We start from the raw sequence: 24,310 nt of genomic DNA, 5'->3' as shown, positions 1-24,310 counted from the left end.
CTTTCTGGTCGCTGCGGTGTATCAGAGGTATGGGAGCTATTGAAGCGAAGAACGCGACGTCAGCGGCGCGACATGTAGATGTCGAGCGCCTTGTGGAGCAGCTTGTTGAGCGGGAAGTCCCACTCGCCGAGGTATTCGGCCGCCTGGCCGCCGGTGCCCACCTTGAACTGGATCAGACCGAAGAGATGGTCGGTCTCGTCCAACGAGTCCGAGATGCCCCGAAGGTCGTAGACGGTGGCGCCGAGCGCGTAGGCGTCGCGCAGCATCCGCCACTGCATCGCGTTCGAGGGCCGGACCTCACGGCCGATGTTGTCGGAGGCACCGTAGGAGTACCAGACGTGCCCGCCGACGATCAGCATGGTCGCCGCGGACAGGTTCACACCGTTGTGCCGCGCGAAGTACAGCCGCATGCGGTTGGGGTCCTCGCTGTTGAGGGCCGTCCACATGCGCTGGAAGTACGACAGCGGGCGGGGCCGGAAGTGGTCGCGCACGGCCGTGATCTCGTACAGCCGCTGCCACTCCTCCAGGTCCTGGTAGCCGCCCTGGACGACCTCGACGCCGGCCTTCTCGGCCTTCTTGATGTTGCGACGCCACAGCTGGTTGAAGTTCTTGTGGACCTCTTCCAGGGACCGGTTCGCCAGCGGCACCTGGTAGACGTAGCGGGGCTGCACATCGCCGAAGCCGGCGCCCCCGTCCTCCCCCTGCTGCCAGCCCATACGGCGCAGCTTGTCGGCGACCTCGAAGGCACGCGGTTCGATGAAGTCGGCCTCGATGTCACGCAGTCGCTTCACGTCGGGGTTCTGGATGCCGGCCTTGATGGAGGTGGCCTCCCAGCGCCGGATGATGACCGGCGGGCCCATCTTCACGGAGAACGCGCCCTGGTGCTTGAGGTGCGCGAGCATCGGTTCCAGCCACTCGGTCAGATTCGGCGCGAACCAGTTGATGACCGGGCCCTCGGGCAGATAAGCCAGGTATCGCTTGATCTTGGGGAGCTGCCGGTAGAGGACCATGCCCGCGCCGACCAGCTCACCGGTCTTGTCGTCGAACCACCCAAGGCTCTCGGAGCGCCACTCCGCCTTGACGTCTGCCCAGGCCGGAACCTGCATGTGGCTCGCCGACGGCAGGCTCTGGATGTACGCCAGATGCTGCTCGCGGCTGATCGTCCTCAGGGTCAGGCTCATTCGGGGCGCTCCTCGGGCTGGTGTGTCCCCATGGGTACAGGGGCTCCGGCTCTCGCGCCGAAGCCTACTGCGCCTGGCGGGCGCCCCGACTGGGCGTACGGAACCTTCGCCCCGGCTCAGTGGGCCACCGAGACGTTCCGTCGTCCGTTATGAGGTTTTGGGGGAAGGGTGTCCCTGGTGTCAGAAGACTCCGCCGAAGAGCCCGCCGTGCGCCATGCCGAGGAAGAAGCCGACCCCCGCCGCGCCGAGGCCGAGGATCAGCCCGAAGCGCTCACGGGTCGTCTCCGAGATCCACTGGCCGTACGCGCCGGTGAGGATCCCCACCAGTCCGGTCCAGGAGCTCAGCAGGTGCAGGTCGTGGAACATCGCCGTGACGAACGACGTGATGCCGAGCACCAGGGTCACCGCGAGCAGCGTGTCCTGGAGAGGATGGGGCTTGCCGTCCGTGGCGAACAGCCCTCCGACGGTGTTGGGTCGCAATGCCTGTGCCATAGGGCACCTCCTGCGAAAGGCGGCGCATCGTAGCGCCATACACACCCGATGTGTACAGATTGACGGTCCCCGAGGCCTGATTACAACCGGAAGCCGCTGTGCGGGTACTCTGTACCCTCTGCACCGGTGTCTGCCCACGTCACGACCCGGGAGTCCTTCGAGGAACCCCGATTGTCAGTGGCGGCCGATACCGTTGCGTACGCATCACAACCCTCCTGCCACGGAACGACCGTGGCCGCTGAGTCCAAAGGAGGTGGGTTCCACATGCGTCACTACGAGGTGATGGTCATCCTCGACCCCGATCTGGAGGAGCGCGCCGTCGCCCCCCTGATCGAGAACTTCCTCTCCGTCGTCCGCGAGGGCAACGGAAAGGTCGAGAAGGTCGACACCTGGGGCCGTCGTCGTCTCTCGTACGAGATCAAGAAGAAGCCTGAGGGCATCTACTCGGTCATCGACCTGCAGGCCGAGCCTGCGGTCGTCAAGGAGCTCGACCGCCAGATGAACCTGAACGAGTCGGTCCTCCGGACCAAGGTCCTCCGCCCCGAGACCCACTGAGCTTCGCTCAGCTGATCTCGGGATTCGAGTAGCAGCAACCAAGCAGCCAGAGCAAACCCGCCGAGAGGTTCCCCCATGGCAGGCGAGACCGTCATCACGGTCGTCGGCAATCTTGTCGATGACCCCGAGCTGCGCTTCACCCCGTCCGGTGCGGCGGTCGCGAAGTTCCGTGTCGCGTCCACCCCCCGCACCTTCGACCGTCAGACCAACGAGTGGAAGGACGGCGAAAGCCTCTTCCTGACCTGCTCGGTCTGGCGTCAGGCGGCGGAGAACGTCGCCGAGTCGCTCCAGCGAGGCATGCGCGTCATCGTGCAGGGCCGGCTGAAGCAGCGGTCCTACGAGGACCGTGAGGGCGTCAAGCGCACGGTCTACGAGCTGGACGTCGAGGAAGTCGGCGCCAGTCTGCGCAGTGCCACGGCCAAGGTCACCAAGACCGCCGGCCGTGGTGGCCAGGGCGGCGGTTTCAGCGGTGGCGGTGGTGGCGGCGGCGCCCAGGGTGGCGGCGGCTGGGGCGGTGGCCCCGGTGGCGGTCAGCAGGGCGGCGGCGCTCCCGCCGACGACCCGTGGGCGACCGGCGCTCCCGCCGGTGGCGCCCAGCAGGGCGGCGGCGGTGGCGGCGGCTGGGGTGGAAACTCCGGCGGCAGCAGCGGTGGCGGCGGCTACTCGGACGAGCCCCCCTTCTAGGCCTTCGGGCCGAGGGTGGGGCCTACCCACACTTCTTGATCACACAGGAGATACACCATGGCGAAGCCGCCTGTGCGCAAGCCGAAGAAGAAGGTCTGCGCTTTCTGCAAGGACAAGGTCACGTACGTGGACTACAAGGACACGAACATGCTGCGGAAGTTCATTTCCGACCGCGGCAAGATCCGTGCCCGCCGCGTGACCGGCAACTGCACGCAGCACCAGCGTGACGTCGCCACGGCTGTCAAGAACAGCCGTGAGATGGCGCTGCTGCCCTACACCTCCACCGCGCGATAAGGGAAGGGTGACCGACTCATGAAGATCATCCTCACCCACGAGGTCTCCGGCCTCGGTGCCGCGGGCGACGTCGTCGACGTCAAGGACGGTTACGCTCGCAACTACCTGATCCCGCGGAACTTCGCGATCCGTTGGACCAAGGGTGGCGAGAAGGACGTCGAGCAGATCCGTCGTGCTCGCAAGATCCACGAGATCCAGACCATCGAGCAGGCCAACGTTGTGAAGGCCCAGCTCGAAGGTGTCAAGGTCCGTCTGGCCGTCCGCTCCGGCGACGCCGGTCGTCTCTTCGGTTCCGTCACCCCGGCCGACGTCGCTTCCGCGATCAAGGCTTCCGGTGGCCCCGAGGTCGACAAGCGCCGGATCGAGCTGGGTTCGCCCATCAAGACCCTGGGCGCTCACGAGACGTCCGTGCGTCTGCACCCCGAGGTTGCCGCCAAGGTCAACATCGAGGTCGTCGCGGCCTGACGCTGCGCTCGGCTTGAGCAGTTGTGAGAGGGGCCGCACCCGTGAGGGTGCGGCCCCTCTTGTCTGCCCGAGAGCGGAGACGGCGGCACGCGGTGTTTCACGTGAAACGTGACGGCCCGCGATGTTTCACGTGAAACGGTCAGCGGGTGGCACCGGTGACGAGCCAGCGGCCCGAGCGGGTTCGTAGCCAGAGCGTCAGCATCCGTACCGTCATCATCAGCGTCATGGCCGCCCAGACAGCCGTCAGTCCACCGCCCAGTGTCGGGATCGGCAGGGCGACCGGAGTGAAGACCGCCAAGGTGAGGATCATCGCCCACGCCAGATAGGGGCCGTCTCCGGCGCCCATGAGGACCCCGTCCAGGGTGAAGACGACTCCGCAGATCGGCTGGGAGAGCGCCACGATCACCAGAGCGGGCAGGGCTGCGTCCTTGACCACGGAGTCACTGGTGAACAGGGGCAAGAACAGCGGCCGGGAGATCACCACCAGGACGCCGAGGACGACCCCGACCGCGATACCCCACTCCACCATGCGACGGCATGCCTGGCGGGCGCCTGCTGTGTCGCCGGCTCCCAGATACCGCCCGATGATGGCCTGTCCGGCGATGGCGATGGCATCGAGGGCGAAGGCGAGCAGACTCCACAGGGACAGGATGATCTGGTGTGCCGCGATGTCGGCGTCGCCGAGCCGCGCCGCGACGGCTGTGGCGATCATCAGGATCGCCCGCAGCGAGAGGGTGCGGACCAATAGGGGGACGCCGGCTTGTGCGGAGGCTCGGATCCCGGCCGCGTCGGGGCGCAGGGAAGCTCCATGACGACGGGCGCCGCGGACCACCACCACGAGATAGGCGACGGCCATGCCCCACTGGGCGATGACGGTGCCCCAGGCGGAGCCCGCGATCCCCAGATCGGCACCGTAGACGAGGCCGACGTTGAGGATCCCATTGGCGATGAACCCGGCGAGGGCGACGTACAGCGGTGTCTTCGTGTCCTGGAGGCCGCGCAGGACGCCGGTCGCGGCGAGGACGACGAGCATGGCCGGGATGCCCAGGGACGAGATCCGCAGATAGGTCGTCGCGTAGGGGGCGGCGGTGTCGGAGGCGCCGAAGAGTTCCACGAGGGACGGCGCTGTGGGGAGCACGACGGCGATGACGCCGGCGCCGAGCAGCAGGGCCAGCCAGATGCCGTCCATGCCCTGGCGGATGGCGGCCTGGAGATCGTCCGCTCCGACCCGTCGGGCCACGGCGGCCGTGGTGGCGTAGGCAAGGAAGACGAAGATGCTGACGGCCGTCGTGAGAAGGGCCGAGGCGATGCCGAGTCCGGCGAGTTGCGCGGTGCCGAGATGGCCCACGATCGCGCTGTCGGCCAGGACGAAGAGGGGCTCGGCGACGAGTGCGCCGAAGGCCGGAACGGCCAGCGCGACGATCTCTCGATCGTGCTGTCGCCGGACGGCCTTGGGTGTCGCGGGAGCCTGTGTCATGAGCACTAATCTAATCGTCCACAGGTAAGAGATGCAATCCCGTAATGACCCTTACTGTCTCGCTGGTGTCGTCCACTCCTGTGTACGGTTCGAACTGATCTTGGTCCGACTGGGAAAGTTTTTCTTCTGCACAGCCGGTGGACGGGAAATGGGCAGGTCAAGGCGGGTGCTGCGGCAACTCGTGGAGCTTGTTCACAGGCCTGTCCACCGGGTCGTGCACAGGTTTTGAGGAGTTCTCCACAGCATCCGGGCCGTCGTCCACATGGCCTGTGGATAACCAGATTGGCTGACGGTGCCCGCGGGCCTACGGTGGTCCGGCGCCCGCTCCGTTTCGTCGGCCTGGAAATCAGCACAAAACCGACGCGCCAGAAACGGAGTTGGGCCTCTTATTTGTCAGTGCCGTGCCGTAGAAATGAGGGGCACGGCTAGGTCCGCTCGGCGGACGGGAGGAGGTGGCTCGGTGAGCATTTCCGAGCCCTTGGACGACCCGTGGGCCGACAGCGGTCCCAGTGATCGTCTGCCCGCCTCCCGCGGCCGCGGCAACGGAGGCCGGGGCCGCGACGAACAGCACGAACGCGGCCGGGACACCGGTGAGTGGGACGGCGGGGGTACGGCGTTCGAGCGCGTACCGCCTCAGGACCTCGACGCCGAACAGTCCGTCCTCGGTGGCATGCTCCTGTCCAAGGACGCCATCGCCGACGTCGTCGAGGTCATCAAGGGCCACGACTTCTACAAGCCCGCGCACGAGACGATCTTCCAGGCGATCCTCGACGTCTACGCCAAGGGCGAGCCGGCCGACCCCATCACGATCGCCGCCGAGCTCACCAAGCGCGGCGAGATCAACAAGGTCGGCGGCGCCTCGTATCTGCACACCCTCGTCCAGACGGTACCGACGGCGGCGAACGCCGAGTACTACGCGGAGATCGTGCACGAGCGCGCGGTCCTGCGCCGCCTGGTCGAGGCCGGCACCCGTATCACGCAGATGGGATACGCGGCCGACGACGACGTCGACGAGATCGTCAACCGGGCCCAGGCCGAGATCTACGCCGTCACCGAGCAGCGCACCAGCGAGGACTATCTGCCGCTCGGCGACATCATGGAGGGCGCTCTCGACGAGATCGAGGCGATCGGGTCGCGCAGCGGTGAGATGACCGGTGTGCCCACCGGCTTCACGGACCTCGACTCGTTGACCAACGGTCTGCATCCGGGCCAGATGATCGTCATCGCGGCCCGACCCGCCATGGGCAAGTCGACGCTCGCGCTGGACTTCGCGCGCGCCGCGTCCATCAAGCACAACCTGCCCAGCGTCATCTTCTCCCTCGAAATGGGACGCAACGAGATCGCGATGCGTCTGCTCTCCGCGGAGGCGCGCGTCGCTCTGCACCACATGCGGTCCGGCACCATGACGGACGAGGACTGGACCCGACTCGCCCGCCGGATGCCCGAGGTCTCGGCCGCGCCGCTCTACATCGACGACTCCCCGAACCTGTCGATGATGGAGATCCGCGCGAAGTGCCGACGGCTGAAGCAGCGCAACGACATCAAGCTCGTGATCATCGACTATCTCCAGCTGATGCAGGCCGGTGGCTCCAAGCGCTCCGAGAGCCGTCAGCAGGAGGTCTCGGACATGTCCCGTAACCTCAAGCTCCTGGCCAAGGAGCTGGAGGTCCCGGTGATCGCGCTCTCGCAGCTCAACCGTGGTCCCGAGCAGCGCACCGACAAGAAGCCGATGGTGTCCGACCTGCGTGAGTCCGGCTCCATCGAGCAGGACGCCGACATGGTCATCCTGCTGCACCGCGAGGACGCCTACGAGAAGGAGTCGCCGCGCGCGGGCGAGGCGGACATCATCGTGGGCAAGCACCGTAACGGCCCCACGGCCACCATCACGGTCGCCTTCCAGGGTCACTACTCGCGCTTCGTGGACATGGCTCAGACCTGACGCACCGCTGTAGGGGGCCGCTTTGGTTCAGCGAATGCCCATGTAGTTGAGCAGTAGGCGAGCAAAGCTGCTGAAGTAGGATCTAGACGTCAGCTTCGCTGTAGCAGACGACAGTCACACTGGAGAGGTCGGACGCTACAGTGGTACTGTAGCTAGCGGGGATGGAGGTGATGAAGTGGCGATCGAAGAGAATGGCTTCCTTGAGTACCTGCAATTGCAGGAGGGGCCGCCCGATTTGGTGACGAAGTCTGAACTGATAGCGCGGGTACGAGGTGAGGGCTACTCGATCAGTGATCGGCAGCTGACCTTTTACGTGACGGAGGGGCTGGTCCCTCGCTCGGTTCGGGTCGGATCTCGTGCTGGCGCCTATCCGTCCATCGTCGTCGAACTACTGACGTGGATCCTGCGTGCCCGCGACATCGGAGTGCCGATTGAGACGCTGAAAGAGCTCTTGCCGGTCTGGAAGTTCTTGATCCGTGCCCGGTCATCACGAGAGCTCGATCTCGGTGAACTGGAGTACGTGGCGCGTCAGCACGTCACCTCTGTAGAGGGATCGCTTGGCGTCGTGCGCACCGTAGTCGACGTGATGACCTGCTACTGCCCGAAGCACCGGAAGGACATAGTCATCGTCGCCAAGGACGGCACCAAGATGCCGATGGGCGACAGGACGAGCACGGTCGGCTTTGCCGTCGCCCGCAAACCCGAAGCAGAAGACGCCGACACTGACCCCAGCCCCCGCTGGTTCGCAACGACCAGAGTGAGTCTGGCATCGACGGACCCTGGCTCATCGGATCCCACGACGGTGATCCTCGGCATCAAGCCGAACGAGCCCCTGCCATCGAGTCCTGGGGATGAAGAGCCCGAGTCCAGCGATCAAGCAAAGGGGAGCGCTGACAAGGCGCACAAAGCTGACTGAGGCGGGCACGCCAATGCCCGCCTCAGTCGAGGGTCGCTACGCAACCCCGTGGGCACACGAAGCGTACGGCCCTCACTGGTAGGCCGCCAAGCGGCATCACATGTGAGGAGAATCTGAACGTGGCAATCCAGATCACAGCCCGGCGTATGTCGGGCGGCACTACGCACCAGCACATTGCCGAGCTTCGGTGGACGGAGCCGTCCACCGGAAAGAGTGGCCGAAACTCGCGAGCTGACATCGTGGGGTGGATCGAGAACAAGAACATCAAGGCGTACACCGACGATGGCAGGGGCAACCGGGCCGATGTCGGGGTCGTGACCCCCAGCCACGGCGCGAAGTACCTCCGCACTCACGCGGACGGTGTGTGGACGAACAACCTGTTGGAGCTCCCGGAGTTCTAATCCCACCCGGGGCGGAGAGCGACGCCGCTCTCCGCCCCGAGCGGCACTTGGCCGCCGAGGTGTTGAGCGCAATCGGAGTTGAACACTCTCAAACTCCTCTTGATCGTTGTCACTCGACCTGATGCATGCGGGCGGTCTGGCGCTTATGCGCTCGCGTTCCCTCGCAGTGTTCCCCCAGCAGACGTCCCTCTGACGGATGCAGATCGGGGCAGGTGTGAGCTTTTCAGGGACGCAAGTCGTGACTGGAGTGCCGTCAGAGCTGGACAACGGTACCGGCATGGTGTCGCTGCGCCAGCTGGATGGCACGGCGATAGAGAAGCCACTGAAACATCTGCGACCAGCACAAGCAGCGCGGGCCAAGCCGTGGCGTACGTTCCGAAACCGCCATGGGCAGAAACACCATTCCGGCTACTACTGGTGCGCCACGACTGGCGGCCACATCATCTACGAGAGCCGCCTGGAGCTCGCGCGGCTGATGCTGGCCGACTTCGACCCTGAGGTGGTGGAGATCGCGGCCCAGCCGTTTCGGATTCGAGCTCGGGTAGCTGGCCGGGACCGACGGCACGTTCCGGATTACTTGCTCGTTCGGGCTGACCGGTCGGTGACGGTTGTCAACGTCAAGCCCGCCTCCCAACTGGCAAAGCCGGAGATCGCCGAAGCCTTGGCCTGGCCGGCGAAGTTGATCGAGAACCACGGCTGGGCCCATGAGATCTGGTCCGGCGAGGACCCGGTCTACCTGGCGAATGTGCGCTTCCTGGCGAGTCAGCGCCGTGATGGGCTCGTGGCAGACGAGGTGCTGGAGGCGGCCCTTGCTGAGGCAGTTAGAGGCGTGACCATTCGGGAGCTGACGCTGCGGCTGCAGACGTCTTGGGCTCCCGCGCTCCTCAAGCCGGCGGTGCTGAAGCTGCTTTGGCAGCAGCGGATCACGACGGACCTGCGGCGGCACCTGGACGGCGACAGCATGGTGGAGGCCTGCGCATGACGTCACAACGTACGGTCATCGCAATCGGTGTCCGGCTGAGCTACGACGGCGGACTGTGGCAGGTCGCTGAACTGGATGCCCCCAACGTGCTGTTGCGCGATGCTCACGGAGGACTCCGGCAGGTCGACATCGGGCACCTGCTGTCGCAGCCCTCGACACGGCTGATCGACGCCGACTACGACGAACCGATCGAGGGCGTCGGGGCCGATCTGAGCAACCTTTCCCCGGATGAGCGAGACGAACTGGTCGACCGTATTGCCCACATGCAGGAACTCCGGACGGGATATCGGCGAGGACACGCCGAACTGGCGCTACCTGGTGAGCCGCGCCCGGAGTATGACCCCAGCGTCCGAAAGGGACAGCGGTATGCCGCCAAGGCCGCGGAGCTGGGACTCGGGGTGTCGACGGTGCGGGCCTGGCTGACCGGCTTTGAGACCGAGGGATCGTCGGCTCTGTTGGACAAGCGGTGGACGCGTCGGCGGGATGTGCTGGCAGGGATCGATCCGCGCTGGATCGACATGGCCCGGACTGTTCTGAGTGAGCACACCGATGCGAGTCGGCCGACCCAAGACCTCCTGCTGGCCAAGATCCAAGCCCGGCTTGAAGCCGAGGACGCCGAGTTGGAGGATCCACCTCCACCGGTAAAGCCTCCGAAGACGACCAAGGGCCGCAAGATCCTGCGCGAACTCTCCCGAGGCACAGGCGCTTTCGGCGGTACCAAGAACAAGCGGTCCGCTGCAAACCGCCCGGAGACGCCCTACGGGCGGCTACGGGCGACCCGGCCGGGCGAGTACCTCATCCTGGACACCACGCCCCTGGACGTCTTCGTCATGGACCCGGTCACACTGCGCTGGGTGACGGCCGAGCTCACGGTTGCGATGGACCTTTACGACCGGTGCATCACCGGGCTGCGGCTGACCCCGGTCTCGACGAAGGCGGTGGATGCCGCAGGGGTCCTCTTCGAGTCGATCCGGCCGCTGCCGAACGACGCCGAATACTTTGTGACCAGCTGCGATATCTACCACGGGCTGCCTCGCAGTGTCGTGGTCGACGCCACACAGCTGGCCGATGCCGACGGCAATCCGCTCCTGCCGTCCGTGGCTGCCGAGACCGTCGTGGTGGACAACGGCAGGATTTACATCTCGGAGCACTTGCTGAGCGTCTGCGAACGACTCGGCGTCTCGGTGCAGCCGGCGCGTGCCTACCAGGCCACCGACAAGGCCGCTTTGGAGAGATTCTTCCGCACCCTGCGGGAGCAACTGCTGGCTCCGCTCCCCGGATACAAGGGACCGGATGTCTACAGCCGCGGCAAGGATGTCGAGAAGGACGCCTACTACTTCCTCGACGAAATGGAGGCGATCATCCGGCAATGGGTGGACCAGTGCTATCACCGGCAGAAGCACGCAGGGCTGTGTATCCCGGAGGTCCCTGGCCTGGATCTGTCTCCGCTGGAAATGTACGGGCACGGAGTCAATCGAGCTGGCTTCATCCAAGTGCCCGCCCGCACGGACCTGGTGTTCGACTTTCTACCCGTTGAGTGGAGGACCGTCCAGCACTACGGTGTCGAGGTCGGCGGCCTGCGCTATGACGCCAAGGCGCTGAACCTCTACCGGAACCGCACCAGCCCCTACACCGGAAAGCACACCGGCAAGTGGCCGCTGCGGATCGACCGCGACGACGTCAGCCGGATCTACTTCCAGGACCCAAAGACTAAGTCCTGGCATGCGCTCCGCTGGGAGCACGCCGACGCCGTCCGGGGCCCCTTCAGCGCCGAAGCCCTGGCCTACGCCCGCCAGCTGGCCGCGACACAGCACCGGTTCCCCGACACCAAGCGAGCCCTCGCCGAACTCCTGGAGCAGTGGGACGCCGGCCTGGCCCGCACTCCGGCCGAGCGCCGCATGGCGATCCGCCTGTCCGAGCAGCGCCTGCGTCTGGTGCCGCCCGAAGCCGCCGAGGACAGCGAACCGGACGACCTGCCCGTGATCCCGTCCAAGAAGCTGACGCCCCAGCACACCGCTGAGGCGGCGCATCTGGAAGGGGACGACCTCGGCGGGGACGACGACAGCGAGGACGAGCTCGACGCGGATGACTCCGCCGAGGCCACCGACTTCTACGCCACCGCCATGGAGATCGCATGACTGACCCGATCCGTTCCTTGGAGAGGGCCTACAGCCTCTCGGTCAAGCGAGGCTGGAACCGGTACACCAACGAGCCGGACCGTGTCCCTCCCACACTGCTGAGCAAGCGCGAGCTGGCTGCACTGTCGTCGCGGGCGCGACTGGAGTACGAAGAGCACCGCGCGGTCTGGCACGCCAACATCGGTCCGATCAAGACCCCGCAGCTGGAGGTGGTTCATCGGGATTTGTGGAACGTACTGAGGTCCAACCGGCAGGACGGTGACAAGGTGCGGCCCTCCGTGGTGATCGACGCTTTCCCTGGCTTGGGCAAGTCCACCATCGCGACGAGTTTTGGTCGCGACTTCCATCGCGCACAGATCGAACGCTACGGAACGCTGACCGAGGACGGGCAGGAACGCGTTCCTGTTGTTCGAATCCAGCTGACCGACAGGACCAGCCGACGCGACTTCAACTCAGCCCTATGCCGCTTCTTCGCCCTCCCCAGCTACGACCGGGGCAACGCCAACCAGCTAGGGAACCGGGCCGCTGACGCGATCCTCAGCTGCGAAACGAAGCTAATCATCGTCGACGACGTGCACTTCCTGGACATGCGGCGGCGAGATGACCGGGCCGTCGCGAACCACTTCAAATCACTCGCCAGCACCTTTCCCGTCACGTTCCTACACGTCGGCGTCGGCCTGGAAGCCCGTGGCCTCCTGGCCGAAGGACTGGGAGACGATGACGAGGACCTCGCACAGAACGGACGCCGCCTGACGCCACTGACCGTGGAACCGTTCGAGGTCGAGACCGAGCCAGGCCGTCGCATTTGGCGGGACCTACTGCTGGCCGTAGAGAAGAGCGTCGTACTCGCGAACACGCATCACGGAATGGTCGCCGACGAACTGTCGGATGAGCTCTTCGCCCGCAGTACCGGTCACTTCGCCTCGCTGATGGCTCTGATCGCCCGCGGCTGCGAGCGAGCCATCAAGGACGGCGATGAGCGATTGACTGCCGATGTCCTCAACCGGGTCAAGAACGACGCCGCAGCGGAGAAGGCCCGCCTGGACATGAAGGCCGCCTTCGATACAGGACGTATTTCCAGCAAGCCGTCCCGTCGACGCTCAAAATGAAGCAGATCGCAGGAATTAGCAGCCCACCCATGAGCGGCGCCTTGGACACTATGGCGATCCGTCTTCCGCCGGCGCCCGAAGAGGCTCTGGACAGTTGGCTGGATGCCTACGCCTACCGACTGCACGCGGAGGTGTCCGACATCCTCGAACTGGCTGGCTTGGGCGCATCGCGCTACGCACGCATGAGAAGTCTGTTCGGCAACAGGCCTTGGACACCGGAGCTCTACCCACAGGAATTCGCGGCACTTAGCGCCGTCACAGTAACTCCGCTCAGGCAGCTCGCCTCGATGACGATGGAGCGTTACAGCGGGTCGTTGATCACCCTTGACCACAACAAAGGAATTCTAGAGAAGCCGTCGTGGTGGCGTCACACCAGAGTATCGAAATTCTGCCCCGATTGCCTTGCCGTCAGCGGTGGGCGCTGGAAACTTTCATGGCGGCTGCCATGGTCATTCGCCTGTCGCGACCATGCATGTCTGCTCCTGGATACATGTCCAGTCTGCAGTCAAAAGGGCAGAGTGGCGTGGAGTCTTCGGGAATCCCCCACGCCGGGCCTATGCCGGTCAATTCTGCCCAGCGGCCGGGGAGATACATCGATGCGCACTTCGCGCTGCTTGCAGCCTCTGGCGGAATGTGAAGCGACTCGTCTTGTAGGGTCAGGCTTGGTTCTGGCGGCACAGGCAGAAATTGATCATGTCATGGCCGACATGGATCGCTCAAGAGAAGGGTCTCCCGAAATTCCCGATATCAGTCCGCGGGACGCCCTCGAAAACCTCCGTGCCTCGGCCCAAGCCGCGATGTCAGCTCTGTATTTCAGTCCCGATCGGCTACCCCGCGACGTGAGAGACATCGTGGCGGAACTGGACAGCACTCCAGAAGGGCTTCGAAAAGACCGACCAGACGGACCCGCCGTCAGAACCACTGAAGCTGAAGTACATACGACAGCATTCGGATACGCGACAGCCGCCCGGCTTATCCGGGCCGGGGCCCTGCACCCTGATCCAGATATTGCACAGTGGATTCTGGCCGCTGGCACCTCCGGTGGCCGTGGCACTGCGCCGCAAGCTGGCCGTGTGCTCACCCGGTGGGGCCGCTCGAGCCCTGAACTGCAGGGCGCATTGTTGAAGGAGCTCGGCCCCCGACTTCGCCCTGCGGATCGCCTGCGTTACGCCACGTACACGCGTCGGCCCAGTCGCCCTGTTAAAGGGACTGGAGCAGACCGCGCCAACAACGTCCCCAGCTTGTTCTGGCGCGGTCTTGCCGTTCAGTTCACTCCTGCTGATCTCTTCGGTCATATTCCTCTAAATTACCGTGTCACCCTGAGCATGATGTTGTTGCTCGTGGGGAGTAGTGACACCAGTCCGAGGCAGGCTCGCGATCTCCTTTTCTCCGAAGATCTTGGGATGCTGCCCAGGGAAACTGCTCACGTCACTCGTAAGTTGCAGCAAGTGGGTGCTTTGGATTCGGTTCTCCGAGGAATCTCAATCCTTGCACAAGCGATCGATGAATACGGTGTACCAATTGACTATTCTCGCCGGCGAAGACTATTCTCTCGGGCGACACTTGACGAGCGATCATACTTCGAATTATGTGAGCAGACGGGAAGATGGCGACTACCCGCCGAAAGAAGGCAGATCCTGAGGCTCAAGCTGATTGAGATCCTCACTGGTACTCATCCACGCTATCTGCCAAGTTCAGTCAACCTCGACGCCCATCCCACGCAGACAAACGGCTATGAATTCACCATGGCCCGGCTAGATTTAGAACTTACGACTCATCTCCGCCAGCAGGCTGCACTACTCCTGGAAGTATCGGACATCAATGAGCCCGTCGAATGGGAGCCGCCTGCGGAATGGATTGGTGGAATTGACCTACCGGGGTTTACGGTGGATTCAATTAATGTCCAGCGCCTGTGGTGTCTGCTTGAATCTGGACAGAGGGTCACGCGCATCGCGACAGAATTAAAAACGAGCGCAGAGCATGTCCGGGCCGCAGCTCAGCAGAATCCCATGCCGCCGAAGATTCCTTCAAAAGGCCAGCGCGCGAAGGCTCGACGATTGGATCTGCCGAGCAGAGATCAGATCCGGAGATACCAAGAGCAAGGACTCGGGACAAGGGCTATTGCGCAACTCTCCGGATGCACGCGAAACCAGTTGAAGAGAATGTTGGATCTGGAGGAAATCTCGACGCTTCCCCCTGGCCGTCCGTTCACCCATGAGGTTGACCCAGTCTGGCTTCGCTTGGAGTATGAGACGAAGGAGCGGAAATTTAAAGACATCGCCCGAGAAGCCGGAATGAGCCCCCATGCTCTGCGGGACCATGCGGTCAGACACGGAATTCCGATTCGACCGCGAGGCGGACGCCCCTCACACCCGCTGGCGCAACTCGGTCATCCCAATGACTTCGCTTCAGAGGTGTGGAAGGCATTGTCCGGTAAGGGGGCGCTTCTACGTGCGGAACGCTTCCTCGCCATGCTCGACGCGGAGAACATGAGTAGTGCGGCAAGAAGCCTCAACATCTCGCAGTCCACTCTCTCCGCTCAGATCACTCAACTTGAACGGGCAACTGAAGCCCAACTCCTGGAGCTTGCGTGCAGCGGACGCCGCAAACTTAGACTTACTGCGGAGGGTGAACGCTTCGCCGTGGGTCTTCGCAGTGCGCTGTCAGCCCTCGCCGAAGGGGGCAGAGGGCGTCCTGGGAACCCTTCGGCTCCTTGAACGTGCTGAACTACAAAGAGCTGTTGCCCTGCGGGAGTGCTCAACCACTTGGACACCTCGAGTAGACGTGCTTGCCTACATCGGCTGCCTACAACCGCCGGGACGGATCCGGCGCGGGGTAAATGAGGTCGACGCCCGGTTGCCCGGCGGGGTGGACTGTGGCCATGACGACACCTCAGGAAGAGCTGCTCCCCGGCACACGGCGGGCGTTGCTGCACCGGATCGCCGTGGCCCAGGCCGAGGGGCGGACTCCGTCGCTGGTAGCGGCGGTGGTGCGGGGCGGACGGACCGTGTGGCACGGTGCGCGGACATCGGTGGACGGGCACGGGCCGGACGAGAACGTGCAGTATCGGATCGGCTCGATCACCAAGACCTTCACCGCCGTTCTGGTCCTGCGACTGCGGGACGAGGGGGTGCTCGATCTCGGCGACCCGCTGGAGAAGCACGTCCCGGGCACGGGCGCGGGGGAGGCGACCATCGCCGAACTGCTCGCCCACACCAGTGGGCTGGCCGCCGAGTCGCCCGCGCCGTGGTGGGAACGCACACCGGGATCCCTGCGCCCCGACCTCGCGGACGTCCTGGGGGAGCAGCCCTTCCTGCATCCGGCCGGTCGGCGTTTCCACTACTCCAACCCCGGCTACACCCTGCTGGGCGCGCTCGTCGAGAAGCTGCGCGGAGCCCCGTGGGAGGAGGTGCTGCGCCGCGAGGTGCTCGAACCGCTGGGCCTCGACCGCACCAGCACCCGGCCGCAAGCGCCGCACGCGGGCGGCTGGGCGGTGCACCCCTGGGCGGACGCCCTGTTGCCGGAGCCGGTCGAGGATCTGGGCCGGATGGCCCCGGCCGGTCAACTCTGGTCCACCACCGGCGACTTGGCCCGCTTCGCCGTCTTCCTGGCGAAGGGGGACGAGCGGGTCCTGAGTGCCGCGTCGCTGCGGGAGATGAGAACGCCGGCCGCGCCGTCCGCGACAGCGGATCTGTCGGCCGGCTACGCCTACGGTCTGGGGCTGGAGATCCGGCACCAGGACGGGCGGGCTCTGGTCGGACACTCGGGCTCCCTGCCCGGCTTCCTGGCCGGTCTCATCCTCAGCATCGAGGACGACATCGCGGCCGTCGTGCTGGCCAACTGCACCTCGGGACTGCTGGTGGGCACCGTGGCCGCCGATCTCGTAGCGATCGTCGCCGAGGCCGAGCCGAGGATTCCCGAGCCCTGGCGTCCGCTGTCCGAAGTCGACGCGTCCGTACTGGAGTTGGCGGGCCAGTGGTACTGGGGGACGCACGCGTTCGGCCTGCGCCTTACGGCCGACGGTCTCGCCTCCCTGGAACCCCTCTCCGGCAAGGGGCGCCGCTCGCGGTTCCGGGCGAACGGCGACGGCACCTGGACCGGTCTTGAGGGCTACTACGCCGGAGAGCTCCTGAAGGCCGTACAGCGGCCGGACGGGTCGGTGAGCCATCTGGACCTCGGCTCGTTCGTTTTCACGCGTCAGCCGTACGACGACGGGGCTTCTGTGCCGGGTGGGGTGGACCCCGAGGGGTGGCGTGGCATCGGCTAGCCGTGCCCGCATGGAAGAGGCCTCTGTTTCACGTGAAACAGAGGCCTCGTGCCTTGTGTGGCGTCCGGGAGTTCGGACGTGTCACAGTTGGAGCTTGAAGCCCACGTGGGAAGCCGTGAAGCCGAGCCTCTCGTAGAAGCGGTGGGCGTCGGTGCGGGTGTTGTCCGAGGTGAGTTGCACCAACTGGCACTCCTGACGGCGGGACTCCTCGATCGCCCACTCGATGAGCCGGGTGCCCAGGCCGCTGCCGCGCTCGTCGGCGTGGACGCGGACGCCTTCGATGACCGACCGGGTGGACCCGCGCCGGGACAGTCCGGGAATGACGGTGAGCTGGAGCGTGCCGACGACTCGGCCCTCGCGCACGGCGACGACCAGGTGCTGGTTGGGGTCGGACGCCAGCCGCTCCAGGGCCGCCAGATACGGGGCCAGGTCGTCCGGCGACTCCCGCTGAGCGCCCAGGGGGTCGTCGGCGAGCAGCGCGACGATCGCGGAGACGTCGTCCGTCGCGGCGGTGCGTATCTCAAGATCTCCCATGGCCGAACCCTATGCGGCGGTGGTGTGACGCATCACGATAGTAGGCGTTTGCATATAAAGAGCGTCTGCAACTATTGTCTAAGTGTTCAACGCGCTCCTGCAATCGTCTGGAAGGTGTCCACCCCCATGCCGCTCGCGCTTCTGGCCCTCGCGATCGGGGCCTTCGGAATCGGCACGACCGAGTTCGTGATCATGGGTTTGCTGCCCCAGGTCGCGGGCGACTTCGGGGTGTCCATTCCCACCGCAGGCTTCCTTGTGACCGGCTACGCACTCGGTGTCCTGTTCGGCGCCCCGCTGATGACCGTGCTCGGCACCAAGATCCCCCGCAAGCGGATGCTCATGCTGCTCATGGGTCTGTTCGTCGTCGGCAATCTGCTGTCCGCGCTCGCCCCGACCTTCGCTGTCATGCTGACCGGCCGGATCGTCGCCTCGCTCGCCCACGGTGCCTTCTTCGGCATCGGATCGGTCGTCGCGGCCGAGCTCGTCGCCCCTGAGAAGAAGGCCGGCGCCATCGCGATGATGTTCACCGGCCTGACCGTCGCCAACGTCGTCGGCGTACCGCTGGGCACCCTCGTCGGACAGTCCGTCGGCTGGCGCGTCACCTTCGGGATCGTCGCGTCCCTGGGCGTCGTCGGGCTGCTGGGCATCGCCAGGCTCGTCCCCGAGACGCCCCGGGCCGAAGGCGTCCGCCTGCGTCACGAACTGGCCGCCTTCAAGAACGCGCAGGTGCTGCTGGCGATGGCGATGACCGTCCTCGGGTTCGGCGGTGTCTTCGCGGCCATCACCTACATCGCACCGATGATGACCCACGTCGCGGGCTTCGCCGACGGCTCGGTCACCTGGCTGCTGGTGCTCTTCGGCCTCGGCATGGTCGGCGGCAACCTCGTCGGCGGCAAGTACGCCGACCGCGCCCTCATGCCCCTGCTCTACGCCTCCCTGGGCGCCCTGGCCGTCGTGCTCGCCCTCTTCACCCTCACCGCCCACCACAAGGTCCTGGCGGCCGTCACGATCACGCTGATCGGTGCCCTGGGCTTCGCCACGGTCCCGCCGCTCCAGAAGCGGGTCCTGGACCAGGCGCACGGCGCCCCGACGCTGGCCTCGGCCGTGAACATCGGTGCCTTCAACCTCGGCAACGCGCTCTCCGCCTGGCTCGGCGGTCTCGTCATCTCGGCCGGACTCGGCTACACCGCTCCCAACTGGGTCGGCGCGGCCCTCGCCGGAACCGCCCTGCTCCTCGCCGTCCTCTCGGCCGCCCTGGAGCGCCGGGACAGCGTCTCCAGCGCGGTGGTCGCCCAGTCCGCGCCGAGCGCGACCGAACAGCGGGCCGCGACCGTCCGGCACTGAGCCGGCACAGCAACGCGCTGGCCGTACGACAGAAAGCGCCGGTTCCCAGGATTCCCGGGGACCGGCGTCGCTGTGTCGGGCTGACTCAGCCCGCCGCCACCGTCAGTGGGGCGAACCGTCGGCTCCAGTCCCCGGGCAGCTCCGGGATGCCGTACGTCATGACCGCGTTGAACGCGACGGACGCGAGGCCGCGCTTCTTGGCCCACGTCAGCAGCTCCTCGTGCCGCACGTCGATGTCGGTGCGCAGGGGACGGTCGGTGTGGGCGGCGAGGGAGGCGAGCAGGGCCTTCGCCGTACGGGTGTCGTGTGCGATCAGCGGGCCCACGACGTGAGTGTCCATGTTGGGCCAGGCGGCCGCGTAGCCGATGATCCGGCCCTCCTCCTCGGCGACACGCAGCTGGTCGGCGAAGGCGGGCAGCCGGGTGATGAGGGGAGTGCGATCGGAGCCGAACACCTCCTCGTCGAGCCGGAGGAGGGTGGCGAGGTCCTCCGCGGTGGCCGCGCGTGTCGCGACCTCGGACTCCGTGTCGTCCGGCGTGAAGTGACCGCGCAGCATCTCCGCCCGACCGATGACCTTGAAGCCGAGGTCCTCGTAGAGCGGGAGGCCGTTCGGTGTCGCGTGGAGGGTCAGCGGAGTAGGGCTCATCGTCGAGACCACATGGCGCATGAGGCGGCGTCCCACACCCTGGCGGCTGTGGCGTTCGGCGACCAGCACCATTCCGATGGCGCCCAGGTCGGGGCGGCCCTGTGGCCCGTACTCGGTGACGACACAGGCCGCGGCCAGCCCGCCGTCGGGGGCGTCGATGCCGTATCCCTTCCCGGCCGTGAGGAGGAAGCCCCACTTGTGCTCCTCGCGTGGCCACCCCCGGTCCTCGGACAAGTCGGCGCACGCGGTGACATCGCGGAACGTCAGACGGCGGATGGGCAGAGCGATGGGGGAAGGTGTCGGCACGCAGGTCAGGCTGTCCGACGGGTGCCCTCGGCGTCCACTCGTTTCTTCGGGTACGGGCAAGCTTTTGGCCAGCCATGGCCAACCCCTCACCCGGCCGACAGATGCCGGGTGTTTCACGTGAAACATCGGCAAACGGTGCCTGTCCGACAGCGGTCGGCCCGGGAGCCGGGTGGGTGGCCCTGACAGGACGAGCTCTAGCCTCAAGGACATGGCCAGACTGCATCTCTTCGACCTCGACGGCACGTTGCTGCACGGATCCAGTGCACCCGTGGAGATCTCCCGGCAACTCGGTCTGGAGGCCGAGACGGTGGCGCTCGACCAGGCCGTCGGCGCGGGGCTCATAGGACCACCCGAGTACGCGGCGGAGGTGCATACGCTCTGGGCGGAGCTGACCGAAGCCCATGTGGCGGCGGCTTTCGACGGCGCTCCGTGGCTGGCCCGGATCCGCGAGGTCTGGGAGGAGATCAGGCGGACCGGCGACTACTGCGCCGTCGTGTCGCTCTCCCCCTCGTTCTTCGTGGAGCGGCTCCTGGGGTGGGGCGCGCACGCGGCGTACGGGTCCCGGTTTCCGTCCGTGCCCTTCACCGAGCCGGTGGATCCCGCGGGTGTGCTCAGCGAGGCGGCCAAGGTACAGATCGCCGACCGGCTGTGCGCGGAGTTCGGCGTCACACGGGCCGACTGCGTCGCGTACGGCGATTCACTGTCGGACAAGGACCTGTTCGGGGCGGTGCCCCTCTCCGTCGCGGTCAATGCGGACCGCCATCTGGCCGGTCTGTCGACCCACTCCTACCTGGGCATGGATCTGTGGGAAGCCTATGAATTGGTGCGGCACGCCCGGTAATTGAGGGAATTCATAGTTCACCCCGTCCTCTCATCGTGAGGGCGGAGGGGGGACTTGTGTGCGAAGCGTCGACCGGTAGGGTCGACTCCGGTTCGCGTCGGGGCGAGGTGCACATGCTGTGCCCTGGTGTGGGCCGGAGCACGGGCCATGCAGCCTAACGGGACGGAGAGATCGAAGACCTGCATTTCCGGTTATGCGGCCGAGGTGTCCCGGCCGGGTGGGACTCTCACGAGAGTGCTGCGGCCAATGTCACACTCTCGCCTTACTTGTCCGTACGGAACCGGAACACGGGTTGAATGTCGCCGCATTGGCTGTGGCACCGAACGAAAAGGCACACCGTCTACGGGGGAAAGCAGGCACCTTCCGACCGAGGAAGTGCGTAGACCGACCGAAAGATGTTCGAGGCGAGGCACACCATGGACGCTCCGACCACCACGTCGGCCGACAACGGCACTTCAGGCGGCGGGGGCGGCTGGTTCACGCCGCACAAGCAGCCGGAGACGGCTCCCGGCGGCGAGCAGGAGACACCCGAGGGCCGTCCCGAGGGACGTCGCCCGGCCGCGATACGCCCGGTGGGCAGGCACGCGACGACCGAGGTGGCCCCCGGCACCGACCCGCCGGCGGAGGACTCCACAGCGCCTCCCACGGCAGACGGAGCACGGCAGACCACCCCGCTCCCGACGCAGGCCCCGGCGCCCACCGCCACGACCCAGGCCCCGGCCTCCACCGCGGCGATACCGGCCTCGGCGTCAGCCCTCACCTCCGGCACAGCGACCCAAACCCAGACCCAGGCACCGCCGCCCGCCGAACCGCGAGTCCCCTCCCAGCGATCCACCTCGTCCCAGGCCGCGCCCGAGACCACCGCGCTCCAGGCCCTCGCGCCGCCCCTCCCGCAGAGCACCTTCGCGGACGCCTCCCAGAACGCCTCCCCGGACGCCGTCCTCATCCGCCGGACCATGGCCGAGGTCGCTCCCGTCGCCGACAAGGTCACGTCGTACTTCTACGCGCTGCTCTTCGTACGCCACCCCGACCTGCGCTCGCTGTTCCCCGCCGCGATGGACGCGCAGCGGGACCGGCTGCTCAAGGCCCTGCTGACCGCGGCCGAGCACATCGACAACACCGAGGTGCTGGTCGCGTACCTCCAGAACCTCGGCCGCGGCCACCGCAAGTACGGCACCCGGGCCGAGCACTACCCGGCGGTCGGCGAGTGCCTCATCGGCGCGCTGAGCAAGTACGCGTCGGGGATCTGGAACGCCGAGACCGAGGCCGCCTGGGTCCGGACGTACACGACGATCTCGCAGGTCATGATCGACGCGGCGGCCGCCGACGAACTGCGCGCCCCGGCCTGGTGGTACGCGGAGGTCGTCGCCCACGATCTGAGAACCCCGGACGTCGCGGTCGTCACCGTCCGCCCGGACCAGCCCTACCCCTTCCTCGCCGGGCAGTACACGAGCCTGGAGACGCCCTGGTGGCCGCGGGTGTGGCGGCACTACTCCTTCGCCTCCGCGCCCCGCTCGGACGGTCTGCTGTCGTTCCACGTGAAGGCGGTCCCGGCGGGCTGGCTCTCCAACTCCCTGGTGCACCGCGCCCGGCCGGGCGACATCCTCCGGCTCGGTCCGCCGGCCGGATCGATGACCGTGGACCACACGACCGACAGCGGACTGCTCTGCCTGGGCGGAGGGACGGGGATAGCGCCCATCAAGGCGCTCGTCGAGGACGTCGCCGAGCACGGCGAGCGCCGGCGTGTGGAGGTGTTCTACGGCGCCCGCACCGACCACGACCTCTACGACATCGACACGATGCTCCGGCTCCAGCAGTCCCACCCCTGGCTCTCGGTCCGGGCGGTCATCGACCAGCAGGCGCAGGTCCAGCTCCCGGACGCCATACGCGACTACGGGCCGTGGCACGAGTTCGACGCCTATCTCTCGGGCCCGCCCGGAATGATCCGCAGCGGTGTGCACACGCTGAGGGACGTCGGGATCCCCTCCGAGCGGATACGCCACGACTCGGTGGAGGAGCTGGTCTCAGCCGAGTGACCTCGGCGGGTGTCAGCCCAGGTCGGACGCGTGCATGGCGAGCACGCCCTCGATGTTGCCGTCCAGGTAGTGGCGCAGCGAGAGCGGCACGAGGTGGACCGAGGCGATCCCCACCCGGGTGAAGGGCACCCGCACGATCTCGTACTCGCCGATGGGCTCGTCCACCTCGGGGCCGTGCCTGAGGGCGGGGTCCATGGACCCCAGGCGGCAGACGAAGAAGTGCTGCACCTTCACGCCGGTCGCGCCAGCGTCCGCGCCGATGTGCTCGACGGTGTCGACGAAGCACGGCACCACATCGGTGATCTTGGCGCCCAGCTCCTCGTACACCTCGCGGTGCAGGGCGTCGACGACGGTCGCGTCCGTCGGCTCGACCCCGCCGCCGGGAGTGAGCCAGTACGGGTCCATGCCCGGCTTGGTGCGCTTGATCAGGATCAGGTCGGCACCGTCCAGCAGAACGGCGCGGGCGGTGCGCTTGACCACGGGTCGGACGGTCATGGGAGAAATGTGGCCCCGCTGGTTCCACGTGAAACATCGCGGGCCGTCATCGAATGAATCCGGCTGCTGAACAGCCCGGACCGGGGCTCAGCGCCAGTCATCGGCAGCCCGCAGCAGCCATTCGTGGGCGCGTGCGATGTGCGGCATCGCGAGAGTGCCGGTGCGCACCGCCAGGAAGTACGTCCGCAGGGGCGGCACCACGGGATCGTGCAGCGCGACGACGTCACCGCGCCGCAGCGCGGAGGCGCACAGATAGCGGGGCAGCACGGCGAGCCCGGCGCCCGCCGCCGCACAGGCGAGGACGGCGCGCAGGTCGGGGACGATGACGGTGCCGGGGGCGCCGGGCCGGGAGTCGAAGACGGAGGCCCAGTAGCGGGAGACGAAGGGCAACGACTCGTGCACCTCGATCAGAGGGACGCCCTCCAGTGCGTGTGCGCCCTTGGCCGCCAGGATGCTCTCCAGCGCCCGCACCCCCTTGCGGTGCGTCTTCCCGGCACCGAGCAGTTCGGCCCAGCGCGGGGCGGCGACCAGGACGTGCTCCTCGTCGCAGAGCGGAGTCGCCGTGAGGAGGGCGCCGCGTGGACGGGCCGTTGTGATGGCCAGATCGTGATGCCCGGCGGACAGTCCCTCCAGCGCTTCCTCGGCGTTGCCGTAGGAGGCGCGCAGCGCGAAGCCCTGGCCGTCCTCGCCGGTCAGCTCGGTGAGCGCGGGTAACGCCCGCTCGGAGGTGAACTCGGGCGGGCCGACGAGGTGCAGGGTGCGCAGCGAGGACTCGTCGTCCAGCCCGGTCTCGGCGATCTCCACCAGGGCGTCGAGATGCGGCGCCGCCTTGTGGGCGAGCTCGTCGCCGATGGTCGTCGGTGTCACCCCGCGGGCCTGCCGTAGGAAGAGAGGGCGCCCCAGCTGTCGTTCCAGCGTGCGGATCTGCGAGGTCACGGCCGGCTGCGACAGGCCGAGCAGGGCGGCTGCCCGGGTGAAGGAACCGGCCCGGTGCACCGTCACGAAGGTGCGCAGCAAGGCCAGATCCATGGCGTTGTCCTCCTCTTCCCTGCCCTTCTCCCGGCCCGAGGCAGGGCCCAACTATAAATATGTCGATAGGTCTCTGTCGCTACTGTGATTGGACACTGACACAGAGTCAACTAGCCTTGTCTGCGCGGTTCTTAGCGCGCAGAACCGGGGCGGTCCGAGCCACGAGGGGGGAGGCTCGG

The 24,310-nt window shown here is 66.6% G+C and carries 22 protein-coding genes and 1 pseudogene; 16 read left to right on the top strand and 7 right to left on the bottom strand.

Going from position 1 to position 24,310, the window contains the following annotated elements; all coding sequences use genetic code 11:
• Nucleotides 1-59 precede the first annotated feature (59 nt).
• Complete coding sequence (gene femX, locus SLINC_RS22560; protein WP_067436092.1) at nucleotides 60-1,181, bottom strand: peptidoglycan bridge formation glycyltransferase FemX; 1,122 nt, start codon at nucleotides 1,179-1,181, stop codon at nucleotides 60-62.
• Nucleotides 1,182-1,361: 180 nt separating this feature from the next.
• On the bottom strand, nucleotides 1,362-1,673 hold the full coding sequence (locus SLINC_RS22555) for a hypothetical protein (RefSeq protein WP_067436089.1): 312 nt from the start codon (nucleotides 1,671-1,673) through the stop codon (nucleotides 1,362-1,364).
• Between the two features lie 264 nt (nucleotides 1,674-1,937).
• On the opposite strand from SLINC_RS22555, the gene rpsF reads away from it, so the two are divergent.
• The 4 genes from rpsF to rplI all read left to right on the top strand — a co-directional run bounded on the left by rpsF (nucleotide 1,938) and on the right by rplI (nucleotide 3,671).
• Entirely contained in the window at nucleotides 1,938-2,228 is a 291-nt protein-coding gene (gene rpsF / locus SLINC_RS22550) for a 30S ribosomal protein S6 (RefSeq protein ID WP_005482942.1), read from the top strand.
• 75 nt (nucleotides 2,229-2,303) lie between these two features.
• Nucleotides 2,304-2,912 (top strand): single-stranded DNA-binding protein, encoded by a 609-nt coding sequence (locus tag SLINC_RS22545; protein WP_067436081.1) that lies wholly within the window; start codon nucleotides 2,304-2,306, stop codon nucleotides 2,910-2,912.
• Between the two features lie 57 nt (nucleotides 2,913-2,969).
• On the top strand, nucleotides 2,970-3,206 hold the full coding sequence (gene rpsR / locus SLINC_RS22540; protein WP_003949403.1) for a 30S ribosomal protein S18: 237 nt from the start codon (nucleotides 2,970-2,972) through the stop codon (nucleotides 3,204-3,206).
• Between the two features lie 18 nt (nucleotides 3,207-3,224).
• Nucleotides 3,225-3,671, top strand: coding sequence for a 50S ribosomal protein L9 (gene rplI / locus SLINC_RS22535; RefSeq protein ID WP_067436077.1), 447 nt, complete (start codon nucleotides 3,225-3,227; stop codon nucleotides 3,669-3,671).
• A gap of 139 nt (nucleotides 3,672-3,810) precedes the next feature.
• On the opposite strand, the gene SLINC_RS22530 is transcribed toward rplI, so the two are convergent.
• Nucleotides 3,811-5,148, bottom strand: a complete 1,338-nt coding sequence (locus SLINC_RS22530; protein ID WP_067436074.1) for an MATE family efflux transporter — start codon at nucleotides 5,146-5,148, stop codon at nucleotides 3,811-3,813.
• A 460-nt stretch (nucleotides 5,149-5,608) separates the two neighbouring features.
• Between SLINC_RS22530 and dnaB the strand changes: the two genes are divergently transcribed.
• The 9 genes and pseudogenes from dnaB to SLINC_RS22495 all read left to right on the top strand — a co-directional run bounded on the left by dnaB (nucleotide 5,609) and on the right by SLINC_RS22495 (nucleotide 16,900).
• A complete protein-coding gene (gene dnaB / locus SLINC_RS22525) occupies nucleotides 5,609-7,087 on the top strand; it encodes a replicative DNA helicase (protein ID WP_067436071.1) in 1,479 nt (492 codons plus the stop codon).
• A 175-nt stretch (nucleotides 7,088-7,262) separates the two neighbouring features.
• Nucleotides 7,263-8,003 carry a MerR family transcriptional regulator gene (locus SLINC_RS22520; RefSeq protein ID WP_067436068.1) on the top strand — a complete coding sequence of 247 codons (741 nt, stop codon included), beginning with the start codon at nucleotides 7,263-7,265 and terminating at the stop codon, nucleotides 8,001-8,003.
• A 119-nt stretch (nucleotides 8,004-8,122) separates the two neighbouring features.
• Entirely contained in the window at nucleotides 8,123-8,404 is a 282-nt protein-coding gene (locus tag SLINC_RS22515; protein WP_067436065.1) for a DUF3892 domain-containing protein, read from the top strand.
• Nucleotides 8,405-8,642: 238 nt separating this feature from the next.
• Nucleotides 8,643-9,386, top strand: coding sequence for a TnsA-like heteromeric transposase endonuclease subunit (locus SLINC_RS22510; RefSeq protein WP_225988358.1), 744 nt, complete (start codon nucleotides 8,643-8,645; stop codon nucleotides 9,384-9,386).
• On the top strand, nucleotides 9,383-11,524 hold the full coding sequence (locus tag SLINC_RS22505; protein ID WP_067436059.1) for a Mu transposase C-terminal domain-containing protein: 2,142 nt from the start codon (nucleotides 9,383-9,385) through the stop codon (nucleotides 11,522-11,524). The genes SLINC_RS22510 and SLINC_RS22505 overlap by 4 nt, the downstream gene beginning before the upstream one ends.
• Nucleotides 11,521-12,633, top strand: a complete 1,113-nt coding sequence (locus SLINC_RS22500; protein ID WP_067436056.1) for an ATP-binding protein — start codon at nucleotides 11,521-11,523, stop codon at nucleotides 12,631-12,633. The genes SLINC_RS22505 and SLINC_RS22500 overlap by 4 nt, the downstream gene beginning before the upstream one ends.
• Nucleotides 12,630-13,103 (top strand): annotated as a pseudogene (locus SLINC_RS50450) (TniQ family protein); the annotation flags it as partial. The gene SLINC_RS22500 and the pseudogene SLINC_RS50450, both read left to right, overlap by 4 nt.
• A gap of 771 nt (nucleotides 13,104-13,874) precedes the next feature.
• Complete coding sequence (locus tag SLINC_RS49395) at nucleotides 13,875-15,350, top strand: LysR family transcriptional regulator (protein WP_225988513.1); 1,476 nt, start codon at nucleotides 13,875-13,877, stop codon at nucleotides 15,348-15,350.
• Between the two features lie 164 nt (nucleotides 15,351-15,514).
• Nucleotides 15,515-16,900, top strand: a complete 1,386-nt coding sequence (locus SLINC_RS22495) for a serine hydrolase domain-containing protein (protein WP_067445603.1) — start codon at nucleotides 15,515-15,517, stop codon at nucleotides 16,898-16,900.
• An 81-nt stretch (nucleotides 16,901-16,981) separates the two neighbouring features.
• Here the strand turns inward: SLINC_RS22495 and SLINC_RS22490 are convergent, their stop codons facing one another.
• Nucleotides 16,982-17,434, bottom strand: coding sequence for a GNAT family N-acetyltransferase (locus SLINC_RS22490; protein WP_067436053.1), 453 nt, complete (start codon nucleotides 17,432-17,434; stop codon nucleotides 16,982-16,984).
• Between the two features lie 126 nt (nucleotides 17,435-17,560).
• On the opposite strand from SLINC_RS22490, the gene SLINC_RS22485 reads away from it, so the two are divergent.
• Nucleotides 17,561-18,778, top strand: a complete 1,218-nt coding sequence (locus SLINC_RS22485) for an MFS transporter (RefSeq protein ID WP_067436050.1) — start codon at nucleotides 17,561-17,563, stop codon at nucleotides 18,776-18,778.
• A gap of 85 nt (nucleotides 18,779-18,863) precedes the next feature.
• On the opposite strand, the gene SLINC_RS22480 is transcribed toward SLINC_RS22485, so the two are convergent.
• Nucleotides 18,864-19,730 carry a GNAT family N-acetyltransferase gene (locus SLINC_RS22480; RefSeq protein WP_067436047.1) on the bottom strand — a complete coding sequence of 289 codons (867 nt, stop codon included), beginning with the start codon at nucleotides 19,728-19,730 and terminating at the stop codon, nucleotides 18,864-18,866.
• A 208-nt stretch (nucleotides 19,731-19,938) separates the two neighbouring features.
• On the opposite strand from SLINC_RS22480, the gene SLINC_RS22475 reads away from it, so the two are divergent.
• A complete protein-coding gene (locus tag SLINC_RS22475) occupies nucleotides 19,939-20,571 on the top strand; it encodes an HAD family hydrolase (protein WP_067436044.1) in 633 nt (210 codons plus the stop codon).
• Nucleotides 20,572-20,987: 416 nt separating this feature from the next.
• Nucleotides 20,988-22,607, top strand: a complete 1,620-nt coding sequence (locus SLINC_RS22470; RefSeq protein ID WP_170068278.1) for a globin domain-containing protein — start codon at nucleotides 20,988-20,990, stop codon at nucleotides 22,605-22,607.
• 12 nt (nucleotides 22,608-22,619) lie between these two features.
• Here SLINC_RS22470 and SLINC_RS22465 read toward each other — a convergent pair whose 3' ends face one another.
• Together SLINC_RS22465 and SLINC_RS22460 are read right to left on the bottom strand one after the other, a co-directional pair.
• Complete coding sequence (locus SLINC_RS22465) at nucleotides 22,620-23,102, bottom strand: NUDIX domain-containing protein (RefSeq protein WP_067436041.1); 483 nt, start codon at nucleotides 23,100-23,102, stop codon at nucleotides 22,620-22,622.
• Nucleotides 23,103-23,189: 87 nt separating this feature from the next.
• A complete protein-coding gene (locus tag SLINC_RS22460; protein WP_067436038.1) occupies nucleotides 23,190-24,131 on the bottom strand; it encodes a LysR family transcriptional regulator in 942 nt (313 codons plus the stop codon).
• Between the last annotated feature and the right edge of the window lie 179 nt (nucleotides 24,132-24,310).

Source organism: Streptomyces lincolnensis (genome assembly GCF_001685355.1).
In the GTDB taxonomy this organism is placed as follows: domain Bacteria; phylum Actinomycetota; class Actinomycetes; order Streptomycetales; family Streptomycetaceae; genus Streptomyces; species Streptomyces lincolnensis.
Note: the sequence above shows the minus strand (reverse complement) of the source record. Positions and strands in the feature narration are given on the sequence as shown.

Coding starts and splice junctions, on each gene's coding strand:
- SLINC_RS22505 (WP_067436059.1), top strand. CDS start 9,383: ATGACGTCACAACGTACGGTCATCGCAATCGGTGTCCGGCTGAGCTAC.
- SLINC_RS22555 (WP_067436089.1), bottom strand. CDS start 1,673: ATGGCACAGGCATTGCGACCCAACACCGTCGGAGGGCTGTTCGCCACG.
- SLINC_RS22470 (WP_170068278.1), top strand. CDS start 20,988: ATGGACGCTCCGACCACCACGTCGGCCGACAACGGCACTTCAGGCGGC.
- SLINC_RS22490 (WP_067436053.1), bottom strand. CDS start 17,434: ATGGGAGATCTTGAGATACGCACCGCCGCGACGGACGACGTCTCCGCG.
- SLINC_RS22465 (WP_067436041.1), bottom strand. CDS start 23,102: ATGACCGTCCGACCCGTGGTCAAGCGCACCGCCCGCGCCGTTCTGCTG.
- SLINC_RS22485 (WP_067436050.1), top strand. CDS start 17,561: ATGCCGCTCGCGCTTCTGGCCCTCGCGATCGGGGCCTTCGGAATCGGC.
- SLINC_RS22530 (WP_067436074.1), bottom strand. CDS start 5,148: ATGACACAGGCTCCCGCGACACCCAAGGCCGTCCGGCGACAGCACGAT.
- rplI (WP_067436077.1), top strand. CDS start 3,225: ATGAAGATCATCCTCACCCACGAGGTCTCCGGCCTCGGTGCCGCGGGC.
- rpsF (WP_005482942.1), top strand. CDS start 1,938: ATGCGTCACTACGAGGTGATGGTCATCCTCGACCCCGATCTGGAGGAG.
- femX (WP_067436092.1), bottom strand. CDS start 1,181: ATGAGCCTGACCCTGAGGACGATCAGCCGCGAGCAGCATCTGGCGTAC.
- SLINC_RS22475 (WP_067436044.1), top strand. CDS start 19,939: ATGGCCAGACTGCATCTCTTCGACCTCGACGGCACGTTGCTGCACGGA.
- SLINC_RS22500 (WP_067436056.1), top strand. CDS start 11,521: ATGACTGACCCGATCCGTTCCTTGGAGAGGGCCTACAGCCTCTCGGTC.
- SLINC_RS22460 (WP_067436038.1), bottom strand. CDS start 24,131: ATGGATCTGGCCTTGCTGCGCACCTTCGTGACGGTGCACCGGGCCGGT.
- rpsR (WP_003949403.1), top strand. CDS start 2,970: ATGGCGAAGCCGCCTGTGCGCAAGCCGAAGAAGAAGGTCTGCGCTTTC.
- SLINC_RS22495 (WP_067445603.1), top strand. CDS start 15,515: ATGACGACACCTCAGGAAGAGCTGCTCCCCGGCACACGGCGGGCGTTG.
- SLINC_RS22545 (WP_067436081.1), top strand. CDS start 2,304: ATGGCAGGCGAGACCGTCATCACGGTCGTCGGCAATCTTGTCGATGAC.